The 19,077-nt window shown below is 60.5% G+C and carries 17 protein-coding genes; 8 read left to right on the top strand and 9 right to left on the bottom strand.

Annotated features, from left to right (window positions below):
- Window positions 1–2: 2 nt before the first annotated feature.
- From NKJ01_RS23550 to NKJ01_RS23530, 5 genes are all read right to left on the bottom strand, one after another.
- The gene (locus NKJ01_RS23550; protein ID WP_352731414.1) at window positions 3–1,571 is read right to left on the bottom strand and encodes a TadE/TadG family type IV pilus assembly protein; all 1,569 of its coding nucleotides are present in this window, start codon (window positions 1,569–1,571) and stop codon (window positions 3–5) included.
- Window positions 1,572–1,651: 80 nt separating this feature from the next.
- Window positions 1,652–1,936: a hypothetical protein gene (locus tag NKJ01_RS23545; protein ID WP_352731411.1), complete on the bottom strand. Its 285-nt coding sequence runs from the start codon at window positions 1,934–1,936 to the stop codon at window positions 1,652–1,654.
- Window positions 1,923–3,365 (bottom strand): type II and III secretion system protein family protein, encoded by a 1,443-nt coding sequence (locus NKJ01_RS23540; protein WP_352731409.1) that lies wholly within the window; start codon window positions 3,363–3,365, stop codon window positions 1,923–1,925. Before NKJ01_RS23540 ends, NKJ01_RS23545 begins: the two co-directional genes overlap by 14 nt.
- 55 nt (window positions 3,366–3,420) lie before the next feature.
- Entirely contained in the window at window positions 3,421–4,461 is a 1,041-nt protein-coding gene (cpaB, locus tag NKJ01_RS23535) for a Flp pilus assembly protein CpaB (protein ID WP_352731406.1), read from the bottom strand.
- Window positions 4,462–4,552: 91 nt separating this feature from the next.
- A complete protein-coding gene (locus NKJ01_RS23530; RefSeq protein ID WP_352731404.1) occupies window positions 4,553–4,780 on the bottom strand; it encodes a Flp family type IVb pilin in 228 nt (75 codons plus the stop codon).
- 530 nt (window positions 4,781–5,310) lie between these two features.
- On the opposite strand from NKJ01_RS23530, the gene NKJ01_RS23525 reads away from it, so the two are divergent.
- The 7 genes from NKJ01_RS23525 (at window position 5,311) to NKJ01_RS23495 (ending at window position 12,575) form a co-directional block, all read left to right on the top strand.
- Window positions 5,311–6,699 carry a TadA family conjugal transfer-associated ATPase gene (locus tag NKJ01_RS23525; protein WP_352731401.1) on the top strand — a complete coding sequence of 463 codons (1,389 nt, stop codon included), beginning with the start codon at window positions 5,311–5,313 and terminating at the stop codon, window positions 6,697–6,699.
- Between the two features lie 20 nt (window positions 6,700–6,719).
- Window positions 6,720–7,670, top strand: coding sequence for a type II secretion system F family protein (locus tag NKJ01_RS23520; protein ID WP_352731399.1), 951 nt, complete (start codon window positions 6,720–6,722; stop codon window positions 7,668–7,670).
- An 18-nt stretch (window positions 7,671–7,688) separates the two neighbouring features.
- Window positions 7,689–8,639 (top strand): type II secretion system F family protein, encoded by a 951-nt coding sequence (locus NKJ01_RS23515; protein WP_352731397.1) that lies wholly within the window; start codon window positions 7,689–7,691, stop codon window positions 8,637–8,639.
- A 77-nt stretch (window positions 8,640–8,716) separates the two neighbouring features.
- A complete protein-coding gene (locus NKJ01_RS23510) occupies window positions 8,717–9,259 on the top strand; it encodes a tetratricopeptide repeat protein (protein WP_352731394.1) in 543 nt (180 codons plus the stop codon).
- 1 nt (window position 9,260) lies between these two features.
- Window positions 9,261–9,800 (top strand): prepilin peptidase, encoded by a 540-nt coding sequence (locus NKJ01_RS23505; protein ID WP_352731392.1) that lies wholly within the window; start codon window positions 9,261–9,263, stop codon window positions 9,798–9,800.
- A gap of 360 nt (window positions 9,801–10,160) precedes the next feature.
- On the top strand, window positions 10,161–11,297 hold the full coding sequence (locus tag NKJ01_RS23500; RefSeq protein ID WP_352731389.1) for a hypothetical protein: 1,137 nt from the start codon (window positions 10,161–10,163) through the stop codon (window positions 11,295–11,297).
- A gap of 258 nt (window positions 11,298–11,555) precedes the next feature.
- The gene (locus tag NKJ01_RS23495; protein ID WP_352731386.1) at window positions 11,556–12,575 is read left to right on the top strand and encodes an isopenicillin N synthase family dioxygenase; all 1,020 of its coding nucleotides are present in this window, start codon (window positions 11,556–11,558) and stop codon (window positions 12,573–12,575) included.
- Between the two features lie 288 nt (window positions 12,576–12,863).
- Here the strand turns inward: NKJ01_RS23495 and NKJ01_RS23490 are convergent, their stop codons facing one another.
- From NKJ01_RS23490 to NKJ01_RS23475, 4 genes are all read right to left on the bottom strand, one after another.
- Entirely contained in the window at window positions 12,864–13,967 is a 1,104-nt protein-coding gene (locus NKJ01_RS23490) for an alcohol dehydrogenase family protein (protein ID WP_352731383.1), read from the bottom strand.
- An 8-nt stretch (window positions 13,968–13,975) separates the two neighbouring features.
- Window positions 13,976–15,355, bottom strand: a complete 1,380-nt coding sequence (locus tag NKJ01_RS23485) for an aspartate aminotransferase family protein (protein ID WP_352731381.1) — start codon at window positions 15,353–15,355, stop codon at window positions 13,976–13,978.
- Between the two features lie 31 nt (window positions 15,356–15,386).
- Window positions 15,387–16,880 (bottom strand): NAD-dependent succinate-semialdehyde dehydrogenase, encoded by a 1,494-nt coding sequence (locus NKJ01_RS23480; RefSeq protein ID WP_352731379.1) that lies wholly within the window; start codon window positions 16,878–16,880, stop codon window positions 15,387–15,389.
- A gap of 131 nt (window positions 16,881–17,011) precedes the next feature.
- A complete protein-coding gene (locus NKJ01_RS23475) occupies window positions 17,012–17,503 on the bottom strand; it encodes an Lrp/AsnC family transcriptional regulator (RefSeq protein ID WP_023756851.1) in 492 nt (163 codons plus the stop codon).
- 82 nt (window positions 17,504–17,585) lie between these two features.
- Between NKJ01_RS23475 and ehuR the strand changes: the two genes are divergently transcribed.
- Window positions 17,586–18,971 (top strand): MocR-like ectoine utilization transcription factor EhuR, encoded by a 1,386-nt coding sequence (gene ehuR / locus NKJ01_RS23470; RefSeq protein ID WP_352731377.1) that lies wholly within the window; start codon window positions 17,586–17,588, stop codon window positions 18,969–18,971.
- Window positions 18,972–19,077: the final 106 nt, after the last annotated feature.

Here is a 19,077-nt window from a genome sequence, read left to right as displayed (position 1 = left end):
CATCACCGGTAAAGCTGCGGTTCGTCGCGGAGGAAATTGTTGAGTGTGCCTTGGCCGGCGTGACCGGTCACGTCGACCAGTTCGACAAAAATATCAGCGTCATAGTCGAAGCAGGTCGTTCCCTTGCCGGTACAGCGGTCGGTTCTTACCGCTTGTGTAATGAAGAAACTGGCGAACGCTTCCACCGGCAAATTTTCAGTATGTCCACCCAGATTTACATTTGGGTCAGCTTCGAGTTTTTGACAGTCTATGACTGCCCCGTAGAGAAGGCGCCGATCGACGTAGGTAATTGGCGCTTCGCAATTTTTCGCCGGCGTGCCAGTTTCGTTTCCAGGAGCCTTGGATTTGTCGGGAATGAGTTTGGGTATGTGATTGTTCTCGTACTTGTAAACCTCATAGCGGGTAGGGAGGTTATCGCCTGTTCCTTGCAAGTCAGCTGGGAGGGCGACACCATCTGGTACGTGGTTGATTTTCCAATACGCATTGGCACTAGTATTTAGGTCCCAATCGCCTCCGCCCATGCGGCCGCCCATCATTGTACAGGTGCCGGTCTTGAAGCACGAATCGAGCCCAAGACTCTGGGTCTGTCCAGCCACGTCAAACGTCAGATTGTTTGAGGACGGGCAACTATTGGCTCCGCCAGAGGTTTTCTTGCCGCCCTTTCTGACGTTCTCTGCCGGTCCAAACTCAGCTCCGTTAAAGTTGCTTCCGGGCTCCTGCATTCCGAAGCGCAGATTGATCGCACCCTTGACTTTACCCGCCTTTTGACCCGTGGCGGTTGTAATGTTGTTCTTGCTGTAACAGGCACCAGGCTTGGCCGACGCCAAGGCAGTCGCCAAGCTCTTTGCTCCTTTGCCGTCGGTTTCCAGGAAGCCAAAATTGCCGGGGAAATATCCGGCGTTGTTACCAACGGTTCGAAGCTGGATGAGTCGCCGACGGTATTTCCTTTCTGCTACTGCCTGCTGCAGCGTAATGCCGCCGGCATCGTTGGTGCCGTTCACCATCTCATAGGGGTTGCATATGAAGACTGGCGTGAAATCGCACACCGCGCTGTTAAAGCCTGCAACCGCCTTGGCTCCGACTGTGAAGCTGTTGTTGGCGCTATTTCCGGTTATGAACGATGCCGGAAATATCGCGGCGAAGCCGGTCGGCGTCACAGTCACCTCGACAAAACGGGCGTCGGCTGCGTCGTTGATTTCGTCTGTAATCAGGTTGGCCGCGACGATCGGGCTGCTGTCGTCTGCAGGCAGGCTATTCAGATAGCGCCGGGTAATGCCGCCGGTAGCCAATATCTGCTGACTGCCCTGATCGGAGAAGCGATATGTGTTGTCAACAAGGCTTGCGAGGGCGCGATCTGCGCGAATAATCGCATCAGTTCCGCCATCGAGCTCAGCGGCAGCCGCCAATGCGAACGCATCGGCGCCCTTTTGGAGGTCGTTGTGGAGACTGTTAGCGCGAGACATATCGATGACCAGCAGTGAAAAACCGATGATTGCTGGCAGCATGACACTGACGAGGATCAGCGCTATTCCCCTCTGGTCGTGCCAGAACGCGCGAATGGTCCGCAGCATGGCCTTACTTTCTGCTCCCCTGACGCCAGGATTCCTCGTATTGCCTGGCGCGCTGAAACCGCATCCTTCTGTTCGATGCCTTAGTTCGTAGGTGTACCGACATTGACCGTGATCGCCGGCGGCGGCGGCGGTGGCGGTGGAAATTTGTAGTTGTGCGCAACAAGTGCGGCACGCGTGCCATCGCCTTCGATGTGTGTGTTCCGGGAGGCCGGATTGAGCGGGTCGACCGTCTGCAGCATCGAATTGAATTTTTGCGTGTCGCCGGCGGCCAGCGTCACCGAGTCGTAGTGATTCAGATAGTCCGCGGCGCAGCCCGACAGCGCAGCGGCGCACAGAATGAGGATCAAGGCGCTATTTCTTGACATAAAGCATCTTGTCCTTCGATTTGAAGTCGAGCATGTGGCCATAAGGGCCGGTGACGCCATCGCCCGTTTCGTATTTTCGGATCATGTCCTTGTTAACCTCGAGCTGGCCGAGCACGAAGAATTCCGGATCGTTGGCGGGCCGCGTCTTGTCGAAAGGCGTCGCCAACTGCTCGCCGGGCTTCACCGGCCGCACGATATGCGGCGTGACGATGACCACCAGCTCGGTCTCTTCCTTCTGGTTGCTCGAATTCCGGAACAGCGTCCCGATGACAGGCACCTGGCCGAGCCACGGCACCTGGTTCTGAAGCTTGGTGGTCTTGCTTGACAGGAGCCCGCCAACAGCGAAGCTCTGGCCATCGCGCAGTTCGACAACGGTGTCGAGCTTGCGGTTGGTGAAGATTGGGTCGCCGGCGGTGGTGAAGCCGGTCAGGTCGCTGACCTCCGGCGCAAGCTTCATATGGATCTTGTCGTCGGCGAGCACGACTGGAGTGAACTGAAGATTGACGCCGAACTGCTTGTACTCGATCTGGATCAGGCCATCGGCGGTGACGCTGCGGATCGGGACCTGGCCGCCGGCATTGAAGCTGGCCGGTTCTCCGGAAAGCGTAGTGAGGTTCGGCTCAGCCAGCGTTCGCACGATGCCCTTGGCTTCGAGCGCCTCGATGATCAGATCCACCTTGATGTTGCTGTCGATGACGCGGGTGATCAGTGCCGCGAAGGGATTGCTGTTCGAAAGGAGGCCGCTGACAATATTGCCCGCTCCGGCCACCACATTATCTTCGTCGACTGCGGCAATGCCCGTTCCACTACGAGTCGTGCCGCTGTTGTTCTTGGTCCGGATCGAAACGCCGAGATCGCGACCGGCGTTGCGCTTGGCTTCCAGAACACGCACTTCGAGATTGACCTGCTGGCTGTCATCGACGGTAACGGAGTTGATGATGGCGTCGGGACCATACTGCTGCGCCACCTCCATGATGGACGCCAGCGTGGCGCCGTCCTTGACATGGCCGCCGAGCCTGACTTTGCCGTTGATCGAGCCGATTTCGATGCGCGACCTGGGTGCCACCTGGCGGATTGCCGCCGCCATGTCGCTGACATCGACGCCGACCTCGATCTGGAGGGCGCCGAGCGATCGCTTGTCCGTCGAGAACAGATTGACAGTGGTGGTGCCGGCGCCCTTGCCGATGACATAGAGCGTGCGGTCGGTCATCGGCTGGGCATCGGCGATCTTTTCGTCGCCGACGACGATATCGCCCAGATTGGCACTCACCTGGACCGTTACCGATTGCGACATCGGCAGGAAAATCCGATGGACGCTTGGGGTCGATACATCGATGAAGCGGTCAGCGGCATAGGCCGCAAGGCTCGACGACAGCAACGCACAGAAACAGGCCAGAACAGCGACCGGTGATCCCCAGAACACGCGCATTTACGCTACCCCCTCGCCGGCTGATTCGGACTCCACATATCCTACTATGCCGGTGTTAATTTTGTCGCGGCACATCATATGTTTCGAGCTTTATACCTCGAAAGACACCGACTGTCGCCCGCGCCGGTGGTTCCGGCTGCACATATTTGACCACTTCCTTGACAACTTCTTTCACCTGCGGCGCAGATGCCACAGCTGGAGCCGGCTTTACCTTGCCCAGTTCGTCGAGGCGACTTCCCACCCGCTCCACGGCCTGAGTCAACCCGGCAATCTTGTCCTCGGCGCGCTTGCGCTCGGCTGCAGCCTCCGCTTCCGCTGCTGCCTTCTTGTCGAGTTCTGCCTGCCTGGCGGCGACATCGGCCGGCGTTTCGCCGATCAGGTCCGAAAGTGTTACTCGCTCGGTCGTCTCGCCCTTGTTGGCTGCGGCTTGGCGTAGCGCCAGCGACAATTGGCCGGCGCCCGCTGCAAGGGTCAGTTTCTGCGCATCCTTGGTGCTGGCCTCTAGCGTTACCGACTTCACAACTGTCGGGCTCTCCTTACTCACATCAGCCACCTGGTCGATCGCGAGTACCTTCATGCTCTGCAGCAGCACGTCGACGAAACTCTTGTCCGCGCCATCGTCGCCGTGCACGGTTCGTGTCAGCAAGACATCGACCCGGTCGCCCGGGAAGACGAAACCGGCGACTCCGAGCACATCGTTGACCCGGATGGAAACGGCCTTCATGCCTTCGCCAAGCACCGCCGAAAGCGTGGCGCGCTGGCCGGGCCCAGTGATCTTGCTGGCGAGTACAGGCTCGTTAGCGCTAATGGTCTGCAGCGCCTGTCTTGTGCCTTCGCCGGCCAGAGCCTCCTTCGTTGTCTTGAAGGCGCCAGTTGGAACCGCGCCCGCCGGCCATGCGACTTCGCGCAGTTTGTCTGCGCTCAGCGTGTCGCCGAATTTCAGTGGCATTGCCGCAACCACGACCGTGCTGCCTTGGACGACGCCCGTTTGCGCCATGGCGCTTCGCTGGCCTGCGAGCCAGATATTGACCAGAACCACGGCCAGGACGCCGAACACGCCGGCGAGCACGATCATGATAAGTGTGTTGGCGCGCATTAGCCCAAACCCCGAAAAAGCAGCAGAACGGCCGAGTGACCTGAGTGATTTCAGGCCCGGATCTGATCCGGGCCTGAACTCCGTTAACTAATCAGGAGCCCACGCCAGTAGCCGCGCAGCCACCTTTACCGGTGACAACACTCGCGGCCTGCAGGTCAGCGCAGAGGTCGGTGAATCGGCCGGTCACCCAGCCACCGATGGCGATGACGACCAGAATAGACGCCGTTGCGATGATGCCGATAAGGATGGAATATTCGACCATGGCAGCGCCGTTTTCATCGTCGCGGAACTGCCGGGTCATCGTCATGAGCTTCTTCATGTCAATTTCTCCCTTTGGAGGTTGCAACCCGACGAGACAGAGCAAAGGATGAAATCCATACCCAAGCATCCCCCGTCATCTCGATCCTAGGTCCCGAGAAAATGCAGAGTCAAACGGATTAAGAGTTCCTTAACTTTCATATACGTGATTCGGCAAGAATATTGCAAACCGAGATCTTACCAAGAGGTTGATTCTTTTCATTTTTCGATCGTCCTTAACCATTCGTTCACAATTTCGCCGTGGGTGTGGCGAAATTAGGGAAGCATTAGCTATAATGCATATTCCTTTATATCTAAGGAGTTAGCGGTAGTTCTCGAGCGGTTTGGCGCCGAAAAACAGAGAGACACGAAAAGTGGGGCCGACGTCCAGACCGCGAACGGGCAGCCGTATTAAATAAACACGTTATTTCAGGGTCCTGATGTTAACTATGTAGAAAGTATTGGCTGTACGCAGGGTAGCGAGGCGCTTGTGCCCTGGGTGGTTAACGTTTAGTTTCCGCTAATGCGTGTCCGAGGGGAGTATAAGCAATTATGCTGGGGCGGTTCATCAAGGGGCCAGGCGAACAGCAGGCAATGGCAAAAGCCGAGCCGCTGGCGGCGCCGCCTGTTGCTCAGCCCATTTCGCCGGTGGCCGACGTTGAAACACATGGCGACGATTTTCTGACGCTCAAGGTCGAGATTCATCGCCACCTTATCGATCGCTTCAACCTGACCGCGCTTGAAAGTGCTTCCAAGGATGAGATCCTGAACGAGATCCGTCCGATCGTTCGCGAGTTCGTTCGAAATCGAAACGTGCCGCTGAATGCTCGCGAACTCGATCAATTGACCGGCGACACCGCCGACGAGATGCTGGGTCTCGGGCCGATCGAACCGCTGCTCAAGGACGATTCCATTACGGATATCCTGATCAACACGCACAAGCGCGTTTTCATTGAGCGGCGCGGCATCGTCGAAGAAACGCCAATCCGGTTTCGGGATGAGGCGCATCTGCTGCGCGTCATCAACAAGATCGTCTCCGCCATCGGCCGCCGCGTCGATGAATCGTCGCCGATGGTGGATGCGCGGCTGGAAGACGGTTCGCGCGTCAACATCGCGGTCCGGCCGATTTCGGTCGACGGCCCGTTGGTGTCGATTCGCAAGTTCTCCAAGAATCCCTATTCCCTCGAACGTTTGATGGCATTCAACTCCATCCGGCCGCCAATGATCGAACTGCTGCGGATCGCAGTCCAGGCGCGCAAATCGATTCTGGTTTCGGGCGGCACCGGCAGCGGCAAGACGACCTTGCTCAATGCATTGTCGAGCTACATCCCCTCCAGGGAGCGGCTGATCACCATCGAGGATGCGGCCGAACTGCAATTGCAGCAGCCACATGTCGGGCGGCTGGAGACGCGTCCGCCTAACGTCGAGGGCAAGGGCGAAGTTCGCCAGCGCGAATTGCTGAAGAACGCGTTGCGCATGCGGCCCGATCGCATCATTGTCGGCGAGGTGCGCGGCGAGGAAGCTTTCGACATGCTGCAGGCGATGAACACCGGCCATGAAGGCTCGATGACCACCATCCATGCCAACACGCCGCGCGATGCGATCTCGCGGCTCGAACAGATGGTCGGCATGGCCGGCATGCCGATGACGCACGACTCGATCCGGGCGCAGATCGCCTCCGCCATCGACATTATTGTCCAGACACAGCGTCTTTCGGACGGCGGCCGGCGTGTCACCTCCATATCGGAACTGACTGGCATGGAGGGCAATGTCGTCCAGCTTCAGGAAATCTATCATTTCGTCCGCCGTGAGGTCACAGCCGAGGGCAAGGTCATCGGAGACTTTCGCGCAACCGGTGTCCGTCCGCGCTTCGCTCCGGAGGCCGCGACGCTTGGCCATCATTTCGCCAAGGACGCCTTCAACCCGCAGGTTGCCCTCTGATGCCGACGGGTCAAGCTCTGTTGTACTTCATCTACATGCTGGCCGCGGCTTCTGTCATTCTCGCCGGAGAAGCCCTTTATCTTTCATTTGCCGGACGTCGCTCCCGATTTATGGCAATCAATCGCCGGCTGAAGCGGCTCGCCGGCGAGGTTCCGGCCGAACAAACGTTGCAAGGGTTGCTGCGAGAACGTGGCCTCACGGACTCCGGCGACTTTCTTTTTGGACTGGTCTGGTTGAACAGGCTCTATACCCAATCCGGAATTACCGGAAATCCTTTGACATTCGCAGCAACGTTCCTGCTCATCGGACTAGCGGTGGCATTGGTGCTGGCGATCCTCCTCAATTTCTCCACCTTGGCATCGCTCATTATCTTTCTGGCCATAGGGCTCGTCTTGCCGCTTCTCGTCCTCCGACGCGCCCGCAACAAGCGAATCCAGAAGTTTGCCAAACAGCTGCCGGATGCGCTCGACATGATCGTTCGTTCGCTGCGCGCCGGGCACCCCGCTTCGGTCGCGATCGGTCTGGTCGGGCGCGAAATGCCCGATCCGCTCGGCACCGAGTTTGGCATCGTCTCCGATGAAATCACCTTTGGTCTCAGCATCGAGCAGGCCGTGCGAAAGCTTTCGCAGCGTGTCGGCTTCGAGGGCCTCCAGCTGCTGTCGGTGTCGCTGTCGATCCAGGCTAAGACAGGCGGCAATCTTACCGAAATTTTGGCCAATCTTTCCTCGGTTCTGCGTGAACGGCAGAAATTGCGAATGAAAATCAGGGCGCTTTCGGCCGAAGGTCGCGTCTCCGCGTGGATCATCTCCTTGTTTCCTGTTGTGATGTTTTTCGCACTTCAAATCCTTGCCCCAGCCTATTACGGCACCGTCTGGGGCAACCCGCTCATCTTCCCGGTATTTCTGATTTTTGGGCTGTGGGCGCTGCTTGGCGACTTCATCATGTACAGGATGGTTACTTTCGATTTTTAACTGGAGCGACGAACAAACTTGTTTTCGAACATTCAGGACCTGGGTTACTTGGTGTCTATCGTCGTCTTTGCGGCGGCGGTGTCCCTTTTCCTGTTCGGTGCGCTTGTCTTCTTGCCGGCTCTGCAGACACGAAAGCTCGTCGCGCAGAGCCTGATGGGTGAAGGAATTACAGACCGCCGGTCGATGCTCGGACAAGACCAGCTTGCCAAGCTTGCAGCGCAGCGGCCGGTCGATGCCTACTTCAAGTCGATCGAGAAGGAGCGGGAAGAGCCAAACGCCTTGGAAGCGAAGCTGTTTCGCGCCGGCTTTTATCAATCAAGCGCACCGCTGATTTATACGCTGTCCCGCCTTGTCGCGGTCTGCGTTGGTTTTCTGGCAATGTATGCACTCCTGTCGCGGGTTCTGCCGCCACACCTGCCAGGTTTCATCACCCTTGCTGGTTCTGCCCTGTTCGGCCTGGCCTGCATCGTGCTTCCCGCCATTCTGCTCGATCGCTTCGAGAATGGCCAACAGCAGATCTATCGCCGTGCCTTTCCCGACTTCATGGACATGATGATCACCTGCGCCGATGCCGGCATGAGCCTGGAGGCGGCGGTCGAACGCGTCAGTCAAGAAATGGCCGCCACCCATAAATGGCTGGGAATACAGCTGTCGATCATGAACCTGCAATTGCGCGCCGGCAAACCATTGCGAGAGGCGCTACGCGAACTCTCAGATCGCATCGGGCTTGACGAAGCGCGGGCACTGGCTGTCCTGTTCCGTCAATCGGAGGAACTGGGCACCAGCCTCACCGACGCCTTGCGTGTTTATAGCGCCGAGATGCGCGGTCAGAGAATTCTGAGCGCAGAGGAACGCGCCAATTCGCTGCCGGTCAAAATGATGATTCCGTTGGGGCTTTGTATTTTCCCTGTGGTTATGATGGTCATTATGCTACCGGTGATCATCCGCATGAGGGGCATTTTCTTCTGAACGCTTATATGCTTTGGTCCTAAAAATAGAGTCGGGGCCCTTTGGGGATACAAATCGGGGCCCTTTGGGGATACAATATGAAGAGGGTTTTCGCGGCTGCGGCCTGTCTGTTGATAATGGTGCTTGCCGGCTGCCAGACGGCGGACACAACCGACGGTGTCGTTCGCACCAATGAACCATCGAAGGGCGACGTGACGTCCTTTGGCGATGCTTTCGACGGGCTGAAGACGGTCAGCGACGTCGAATATTACGCCTCGGACCAGGCTGTTGCCGAAGCCAAGAACCAGTTCCGTGCCGAGAATTACGGCAATGCCGGCGCGCTGTTCTTCAAGGCGACGCAACTGGCGCCCAATGATGGCAACGCCTGGATGGGGCTGGCCGCCTGCACCGACCGGATCCACCGCTTCGATCTGTCCGACCGGGCCTATGCCCGTGCATCCAAGCTGGTCGGCGCGACACCCGAATATTACAACAATGTCGGCTATTCCTACCTGCTGCGCGGCAAGCTGCAAAACGCACGCAGCAATTTCCTCAAGGCTTATGAGCTGGCGCCCAACGATCCGACCGTCGCCAACAATCTGAAGCTGCTGTCATCAAGCGTGCAGAACATCGAGCGCTAGCATGCTGCTCGTCGAAGCGCTGCTGCTGAAGGTCCTCGCCATCCCTCTGCTGGCAAGGATTGCCTGGCTGGACTTCACCACCCAGAAGATATCGAATCGCGACGTGCTGCTGCTGCTTTGCCTGGGGGCGGGGGGCATGCTGCTGCTGTCGCTCCAATCCGGATCCTGGTGGGACACGGGGCTGAGTGCCATGGCCGGGCTTTTGCTGTTCGTCGCGCTCTTCCCGTTCTGGGCCTTGCGCAAGATCGGCGCGGGCGACGTCAAGCTGATCGCTGTGGTGCCTTTTTTGATCGGTGGCAGCGATCTGGTTATATTTTCGGTGCTGCTGTTGGTTTTCGCCCTCGCCACCGCCGCAATCGTGAAAAACCCGTTCATGCTGCCTGCCGGTGCTTTTCGGCTCATCGTTCAGCATTTGGATCGCAAGGGCGTGGTGCCGTTCGGAGTGCCGATCTCGATAGCCGCGATCTGTACGATAGCGTTCCTGATCTACAAAAGTTTGGTGCTGGCGAACAGTTCTGGAATCCTGAACCAGCTCAACTGAACCTCGCAGCCGCTTGGCTGGATTCGCCGCGTACCAGGACCGACCCAGCCGTGCGAGCCTTTCTCGCCACGCCGCCTGTTCGGGACCAGGCTACGAAGTAACGGGTTCCGCCAGAGCCTTCGCCGCGCGTTGGCTGACGAAAAACCCGCCTGGACGGCGGGTCACTGGCGCAAATCAGCACCATAGCCAAATATGTACCATAGCTGCGGTCACGAAGTCAAGAAAAAATTCCTATCATGAACGGCGCCGCCGACACCGCCGGTTGTCGTCGGGTCTTTTGTCAGCCTGAGTTCGGAGCCCGGGGACCTTGCCGGGCAATCAGGTCGATGGCTAAATAAACGATCACAGGGAGAAGGCAGCATGGCACTTCACCTTTCGGCGGATGCCTCGGTCTCAGTCGCCCCGCAGAAATATCTGTTTGGTCCGTTCATCGACTTTTTCATGCTTGGCGGGAGCGCGCTCGTGATCCTGCCGGTGCTTTATTTTGTGCCGCTCAAATACGAAGGTCTGGTGGCGCTGACGGCGTTCCTGCTGTCCCATCTCATCAACCAGCCACACTTTGCCCATTCATACCAGATTTTCTATCGCAACTACGCGCGCAAGGTGCGCGGTGAAGGGTACGACAGGAATCTCCAGCTTCGCTACATTTTCGCGGGCATTGTCGTCCCGCTGATCATGGGCGCCTTCTTCGCCTATGGCTCCGTAACCGGGAACGCTCGCCTGCTGGGATATGCCACCAATGCGATGGGCTTTTTCGTCGGCTGGCACTATGTCAAGCAAGGCTACGGCATGCTGATGGTGGACGCCGTCCTGAAGCGCAAATTCTTCAGCGACCAAGACAAGAAAGTGCTGCTGTTCAACGGCTATGCCGTGTGGCTGTTCGCCTGGCTTCAGACAAACGCGGTGATCACCGAACGGCAGTTCTGGGGCCTGGATTACTACACATTCGCCGTCCCGCCATGGCTCATCAACATCGCTGTCGCGGTTGCCGCTGCCTCCTCGGCGGCCACCATCGTGATGTTTGCCAATCGCTGGCGCAAGCACGGTGGCGCGCTGCCCTATAACGGCGTCGTCGCCTATGTCGTCACGCTTTATGCCTGGATCCTGTTCGTGACGATAAATCCGCTCTGGCTGCTTGTGGTGCCGGCGCTCCATTCGTTGCAGTACCTGGCGGTGGTCTGGCGTTACCAGACCAATGTCGAGCGCGACCGCGCGGATGCCGCCAGGGATCCGGGGTTAAAGGTCCTGTCCATTCTCGGGCCGCTGTACAGGCTGCGGGTGCTGATATTCATCGTCGCCGGCACAATTCTTGGCGCGCTTGGTTTCTGGCTCGTGCCGATGGCGCTGACCGCCCTGGTTCCCTATGACAAGCAGGTGCTCGGCTCGTCGCTTTTCCTCTTCATTGCGTGGATATTCATCAACGTGCACCACTACTTCCTGGACAATGTGATGTGGCGTCGCGGCAACCCGGAAGTGTCGAAATTTCTGTTCCGCTAACCGCCATTGGACGATGTCGCGCTCGAAAGACGGTCCACGCGATGCATTGCGGGCAAAAGACCAGCTTGGAACATTATTTGCCGACAGGCCATCATATGCAGCGCTGGCGTTCTTCCATTCGGACCAGATTGGAGTGCCCGTTGCTTTGATCGGCAGCCGCCGCGTGCCACTTTTGGAGGCGCGATCCGTGCCCGGATCTCCTGCCTGTGGTCGCTTCTACTTCTCCCAGGCAAGGCAGAGAATGGAAGGAACCTGACCATGCCCAGAATTGTGCCGGTGCTCGATCTGAGCCGTCTCGAACAAGGTGCGTCCGAGCATCGCACCTTTCTCCTGGACCTGCGCACGGCGGCCCGGGACGTCGGCTTTTTCTATCTCAGCGGCCACGGAATTTCCGCCGCGGAGATCGACGACGTGCTCGATGCCTCGCGCCGGTTCTTCGCATTGCCCGAAGCCGACAAGCTGGCCATCGAAATGGTCAAGTCCCCGCAGTTTCGCGGCTACACCCGCGCCGGCGGCGAACTGACCAGGGGGACGGCCGACTGGCGCGAGCAGCTCGACATCGGCGTCGAGCGCCAGCCCATACCGCAAGGACCTGGAACTGCGCCCTGGACGCGGCTGCAAGGGCCGAACCAGTGGCCCCCGGCGTTGCCGGAGCTCAAGCCGGCGCTGCTGGCATGGCAGACCAAGGCGACGGCGGTGGCGATCCGCTTGCTGAAGGCCTTCGCGCTGTCGCTCGATCAGCCCGAGGATGCCTTCGACGCGATCTACAGGGATTCGCCCAACCATCGCATGAAGATCGTGCGCTATCCCGGCCGTCAGGCGACCGGCACCGACCAGGGCGTCGGCGCGCACAAGGATGGCGGTTTCCTGACCTTGCTGCTGCAGGACGACAACAAGGGACTGCAGGTCGACTATGATGGGAGCTGGGTGAATGTCGACCCGCTCCCCGGAACGCTGGTTGTCAACATCGGTGAACTGCTCGAACTGGCATCGAATGGCTATCTGCGCGCCACCGTGCACCGCGTCGTGACGCCGCCTGCCGGCGTCGAGCGGATTTCCGTCCCCTTCTTCTTCAGCGCGCGGCTGGATGCCACCATCCCGCTCCTCAGCCTCTCCGAGGAACTGGCGGCGCAGGCGCGCGGACCGGCAAGCGATCCCGACAACCCCTTGTTCCGCGATGTCGGGACCAATGTGCTCAAAAGCCGGCTGCGTTCACACCCCGACGTGGCGCGCCGCCACTATGCCGATCTGCTCGAGACCGGAGCCGCAGGCTCGTGAGGGGTTTATGGTGCCGAGCACGAATTTTTGCCAATTTGCACATTTTTTGGAATTCCATTCGTGGCCGAAGCCAGGAAATAAGCCCAGACTGGCAAAATCGTTCGGCGGTTTCCTCCCATTCCGCTGGACGGTGTTCCCCTCTGAAGGTTTGACCTTCTTTTGGCCGGGCCGCCTTCGCGCCCCGGCCATTTTTCGTCGTGGCTTCGGACGGCGCAATGCGGAAATGCTGCAAAAGCCCCTCAAACACGTGCTCATTTCCGCGTCGAGGCAGGGTTGAGGCATCGGTTATCAGCCAGCCGAGCCCCACATGGCATCCGGCACCACAACCAGCTTGCCGACGAAATCCTTGGCGACAAAATCCGCCTGCGCATGGTGGAAATCGGAGAGCTTGTAGACGCCGCCGACCAGTGGCCGGATTTTCTTCGCTTCGATGTATTCAACGATGCGGCGGAAATCGGCGCGCGTGCCCTGGCTCGAGCCATGCAACTGCAATTGCTTCAGGTACATGGTCCTGAGATCGAGCTGGACGACCGGGCCGGCGATTGCGCCGGCGGTGGTGTAGCGGCCTTCGGGCCGCAGGATGCGCAACAGATCGTTGAAGATGGCGCCGCCAACGAGGTCTGCGACCACGTCGATCGGCTGGCCGCCGGTCGCCTCGTTCACGGCATGCGGCAGGTCGGCAACGCCACGGGTGATGACAGCCTCTGCGCCGATGTCGCGCACCGCCTGTTCCTTGCCCTTACCGACGATGGCGTAGGGAATGGCGCCGCGCGCTCGCGCCAATTGCACGATGCCGGAACCGACACCGCCAGAGGCGCCGGTGACCAGCACGCGCTCGCCAGCCTTGAGCGCGGCCCGTTCCAGCATCTGTTCGCCGGTCAAATAGGCGCAGCAGAAGGTGGCGAGCTCGACGTCTGTCATGTTCGTATCGACGAGATGAGCATTCTCGGCCGGCACGGCCTGGTATTCGGCATAACCACCGTCGCGGCCGTGGCCCATATAGTCGATGTCGGCGAGCGAATCGTCGTCTCGGTTGTAGATCGAGAAATCGACCATCACCCGTTCGCCGATGCGGTCAAACGAAACGCCTTCGCCAACGGCGGCGATGGTGCCGACAGTGTCGGTGCCCTGGATACGCGGGAAGCTCAGCGTGTTGCCCTGGCGCCGCCAGGTCGACACCGCAGCCGCGTCCTCTTCCGTGCCATAGGCGCCCTGGCGCACCCAGACATCCGTATTGTTCATCCCGCAGGCGCTGACTTTCACCAGCACCTCACCAGGAGCAGGCGAGGGCACTTTGACATCGCTGCGGTAGACGAGTTTTTCCGGACCGCCGTGCCCGGTAAGCAGCACGGCGGCCATGGTGGCAGGAAGGGTTTTGGTCATGGCATTCATGGTCGATCTCAGAGATTGGCAAACACGCTCTTGACCGCGTCGGCGGTCTTCGAAACGACGATGTCGGCTTCTTCGCGGGTCAGGCAGAGCGGCGGCGCGAAGCCGAGAATGTCGCCCTGCGGCATGGCGCGGCCGATGACCCCGCTTGCGGCAAGCGCCGTCGCCACCTGCGGTCCGATCTTGAGCGAAGCGTCGAAGAACACCCTGTCGTCCTTGTCGACAACGAACTCGACCGCCGCCAGCATGCCGTCGCCGCGCACGTCGCCGACATGTTTGTGACCGCCGACCGCCTTGGCCAGCTCGGCGCGGAAATAGGCGCAGGTCTCGCGGGCATTGGTCACAAGATCCATCTCGTCGATCAGTTCGAGATTGGCGACGCCGGCGGCAACGCAGATCGGATGCGCCGAATAGGTCCAGCCATGACCGAGCGAGCCGAGCTTGTCGGAGCCTTGCACCAGCACCTGCCACATCTTGTCGGCGACGATGACGCCTGACAGCGGCGCATAGGCCGAAGTCAGGCCCTTGGCGATGGTGATCAGGTCCGGCTTGATGCCGTAATGGTCGGAGCCGAACATGGTGCCCAGCCGGCCAAAGCCCGTCACCACCTCGTCGGCGACGAGCAGCACGTCATACTTCTTCAGCACCGACTGGATCTTTTCCCAGTAGCCCGCCGGCGGCGGCACGATGCCGCCGGTGCCGAGGATCGGCTCGCCGATGAAGGCGGCGACCGTTTCCGGCCCCTCGGCCAGGATCATCTCCTCGAGCTTGTCGGCGCAATGCTGCGAAAACTGCTCCTCGCTCATCGAACGGTCGGCGCGGCGGAAATAATACGGCGCCTCGGTGTGCAGGATCGGCGCGCGCGGCAGGTCGAAGGCGTTGTGGAACAGGTCGAGCCCGGTCAGCGACCCCGTCATCACGCCCGAGCCGTGATAGCCGCGCCAGCGTGAGATGATCTTCTTCTTCTCAGGCCGTCCGAGCACGTTGTTGTAGTACCAGATCAGCTTGATGTTGGTCTCATTCGCATCCGAGCCCGAGAGGCCGAAATACACCCTCGACATGCCCTTCGGCGCGCGGTCGATGATCATCTTGGCGAGCGTGATCGAGGCCTCGGTGCCGTGGCCGACATAGGCGTGGTAGTAGGCGAGGTTCTTCGCCTGGGCGGCGATGGCGTCGGCGATCTTCTGCCGGCCGTAGCCGACATTGACGCAATAGAGGCCGGCGAATGCGTCGAGGCTCTTCTTGCCATTGTCGTCCCAGACGGTGACGCCTTCACCGCCGGCCATGATGCGCGTCGGGCTCTCGCCGCGCGCATGCGTGCCCATATGGGTCGAGGGATGGAACAAGTGATCGCGATCCCAGGCGGCGAGTTCGTTGGACTGGTCGAGCATTTTTTGACTCCTTGAGGGATGGCCGGACGATTTACGAGATGTCCAGGCAGAGATACTTCAGATCGGTGAAGGCTTCGAGCCCGTGGCGCGAGCCTTCGCGGCCGATGCCGGATTGCTTGACGCCGCCGAAGGGTATCGGCGCGCCGGTGATCTTGACGCGGTTGATGGCAACCATGCCGTAGTCGAGCGCTCGGCCCATGCGCTGCTGGCGGGCGCCGTTCTCGGTCACGACATAAGCGACGAGGCCATATTCGGTGGCGTTGGCGCGGGCGACTACCTCATCCTCGCTATCGAAGGCCGTCACCGCGGCGACCGGACCAAACGTCTCCTCGCGCATGATCAGCGCTTCGTCGGAAACATCGGCCAGCAGCGTCGGCTGGTAGAACAACGGCCCGGCTTGATGCCGCGCGCCGCCGGCGAGGCAGCGCGCGCCATGGGTGAGCGCGTCGGCGACCTGTTCCTCGACCTTCTTGACGGCGCGCTCATGCATCAATGGCCCGATGTCGATTCCCTGGGCAAGGCCATTGCCGGTCCGCAACGTCTCGATGCGCCTGGCGAAGGCGGCGCAGAAGCGATCATAGATCGGACGCTGGACATAGATGCGGTTGGCGGCGAGGCAGTCTTGGCCCGATGTGGCGAATTTGGCGTCGATGGCGATGTTCACCGCTCTGTCGATATCGGCGTCGGCAAAGACGATCAGCGGCGCGTGGCCGCCGAGCTCCATCACCAGCCGCTTCATCGTCGGCGCACTCTGCGCGGCGATCAGCCGGCCGATTTCGGTCGAGCCGGTGAAGCTCATGGCGCGAACGCGTGGGTCCTCGCACATCCGGCCAACGATGATCGAAGCCTTGCCGGTGACGATGTTGAAGACGCCTGCCGGCAGGCCGGCGCGCTCGCCAAGTTCGGCCAAGGCCAGCGCCGACAGCGGCGTTTCCGAGGACGGATGCGCAACGATGGTGCAGCCGGCGGCAAGTGCTGCCGCTGCCTTGCGGGTCAGCATCGCCGATGGAAAATTCCACGGCGTGACGACGCCGACGACACCGAGCGGTTCGCGCCGAACCACCATTTCGGCGTTCGGCAGATGGCTGGTGACGCTCTCGGCGTTCAAGCGTTTTGCTTCTTCGGCATACCACTCGACGAAGGACGCGGCATAGTCGATCTCGCCGAGCGACTCCTGCATCGGCTTGCCCTGTTCCAGCGTCATCAGCAAAGCGAGGTCTGGCTTTGCGTCGATGATCAGCTCGAACCATTTTCGCAGGATTCTAGAACGCTCCTGCGGCAACAGCGACCGCCAGGCCGGAAAGGTGCGCGCGGCGGCATCGATCGCCTTTGTCGTCTGCCGTGCATCTAGCGCGGCGACGAAAGCGACAGTCGTGCCGGTGGCCGGATCGGTGACCTCGAAGCTTTCAGCAGCCTCGCTTGCCGTCCAGTGCCCATCGATATAGGCGAGCTCACGAAGCAGCCGGCGGTCGGCTAGGCGATCGAGCGCTTCATGGCGATGCGAGCGGGCAAAATGCGCGGACATGGTCGAGGCCTCCCGGTTCGGACTGATGCGGGAAGACTATTCGTCCTATGCAGACAGAGGGGCTGTTTGGATGCCCTGATGTAGAGAGTTTCTCTCTATTGCGTCCTTGGGCGAGACGATCTCTCCGATCCCTATGGCGAGACCGGCAACAGGTCCGCTACAGGCAGCGCAATCTCGTCCTTGACTGTCTTGATGACGATGTAGGTGAAGTAGCGATCGATGCCGATCTCGCGGTCGAGCAAGCCATCCACCAGGCGCTGGTACGCGTCGATGTCGCGTGCCATCACTTTCAGCACATAGTCGACGCCGCCGCCGACGGACCAGCAAGCGACGATCTCGGGAATGTCGCGGATGACGCGCTCGAAGCGGTCGAAATCGGCCTGGCGGTGGTTGGCCAGCGTCACCTCCATCAGCACGGTTGCGACGGGTGCGACGACGCGCATGGCGATCCTGGCGTGGTAGCCCGAGACGATGCCGGCCTTTTCCAGCTTGCGCAGCCGCATCCAGCACGGCGTCGGCGACAGGCCGACCTGCTCGGCCAGTGCCAGCTTGGTGATGCGTCCGTCGCGCTGGATGGCGTCGAGGATTTTCAGGTCGATCGGGTCGAGTTTCGCGGCAGTCATCAGCATCCACTTTTCGTCGACTGCACCATGACGGCGCATTATTTCGATTGTCAATTGCACTGATTTCGATCTCTAATATGTCATGACATTGTGGCATCCCGATCCCAAGCTCATCCGGCGGCCAGCGTATCAGTCGCTTGCCGACCAGTTCGCGCGCGCCATTCATGACGGGCGCCTGGCCAATGGCGCGCGGCTGCCGACCCACCGCCGGCTGGCCGACGACCTCAAGCTTTCGGTGCAGACCGTCAGCCGCGCCTATGAGGAACTGATCCGGCGCGGGTTGATTTCGGGCGAGATCGGCCGCGGCAGCTTCGTCCAGACGCAGCGCCGCGAGCCGGAACCGCCCTATCTGCCGGAGCGGCTCGGCGAAGTCATCGATCTGTCGATCCTGAAGCCTGTCTGCGAGCCGATGCATCTGGAGCGGTTGAGGCAGGCCTTGGGCTGGCTGGCCGAGAATCTGCCGTCGAGTTCAGCACTTTCGTTCCGGCCCAATATGGTGTTTCCACGTCACCGCGCGGTGGCGGTCGAATGGCTGAAACTGTGCGGGCTCGACAGCTCCGCGCAGAACATCAGCCTGACCAACGGCGCCACCGCCGGCATGACCGTGGCGCTGATGAGTGTGGCGCCGCCCGGCTCGACGGTCGCCACGGAGGCGATCGGCCACCATACGCTGGTGCCGCTCGCCCGTTATCTCGGCTTCAACCTCGAAGGCCTGCCGATCGACGACAATGGCCTTATTCCGGAGGCGCTTGACGAGGCGTGCCGGCTTTCCGACATTCGGGCCGTCTTCGTGCAGCCCTCGGTGATCAATCCGACGGCAACCCTGATGGACGTGCGGCGGCGCGAAGAAATCGCCGCCGTCGCGCGCAAGCACGACATCGCCATCATCGAGAACGATGTGCTCGGTCCCCTGGTAGAAGACCGGCCGCCGCCGGTCGCTGCGTTTGCGCCAGAGCGCACGCTCTACGTCACCTCCTTTACCAAGATCGTGGTGCCTGGCTTGCGCATCGGCTATCTCGCCGCGCCGGACCGCTATGTCGCCGCCGTCGCCAACCGGCATCTGGTCTCGAACTGGATGGCGACGCCGCTGGTCGCCGAGATCGCCACCAAATGGGTCACCGACGGCACCGCGATCGAGCTTGTCCACTGGCAGCGCGCGGCGCTGCGGCGGCGGCTGGATATAGCGGCGGAGGTGCTGGCCGGGGTCGACTATCGCGCCCGGCGCGACGGGCTGCATGTCTGGCTGCAACTGCCGGCCGACCGCGCTGAGGAGAGCTTTGTCGCCCAAGCCCGGCTGCAGGGCGTGGCGATTGCACCGGGCACATCCTTCCGCATCTCGGATGCGCCCTGGCAGCCGGCCGTGCGCATCTCGCTGGGCTCGACCACTGAAGGGGAACTGCGCGCCGGCTTGGGCGTTGTCACCAAGCTTTTGCTTGGCGATCCGGAACATCTGTTGCTCGCCATCTAGGCCGCAAGTGCTCGGAAATTGTGCGGAATTAGAATAATTGTCATGGTATTATTTTCCCAATTGACATGATTTGGCGCGTTCCGCATCGTTAAGAGCCTAGACCTCT

This window comes from Mesorhizobium sp. M0276 (assembly GCF_040321755.1).
Classification (GTDB): Bacteria; Pseudomonadota; Alphaproteobacteria; order Rhizobiales; family Rhizobiaceae; genus Mesorhizobium.
This window is presented reverse-complemented; position numbering and strand designations above follow the sequence as displayed.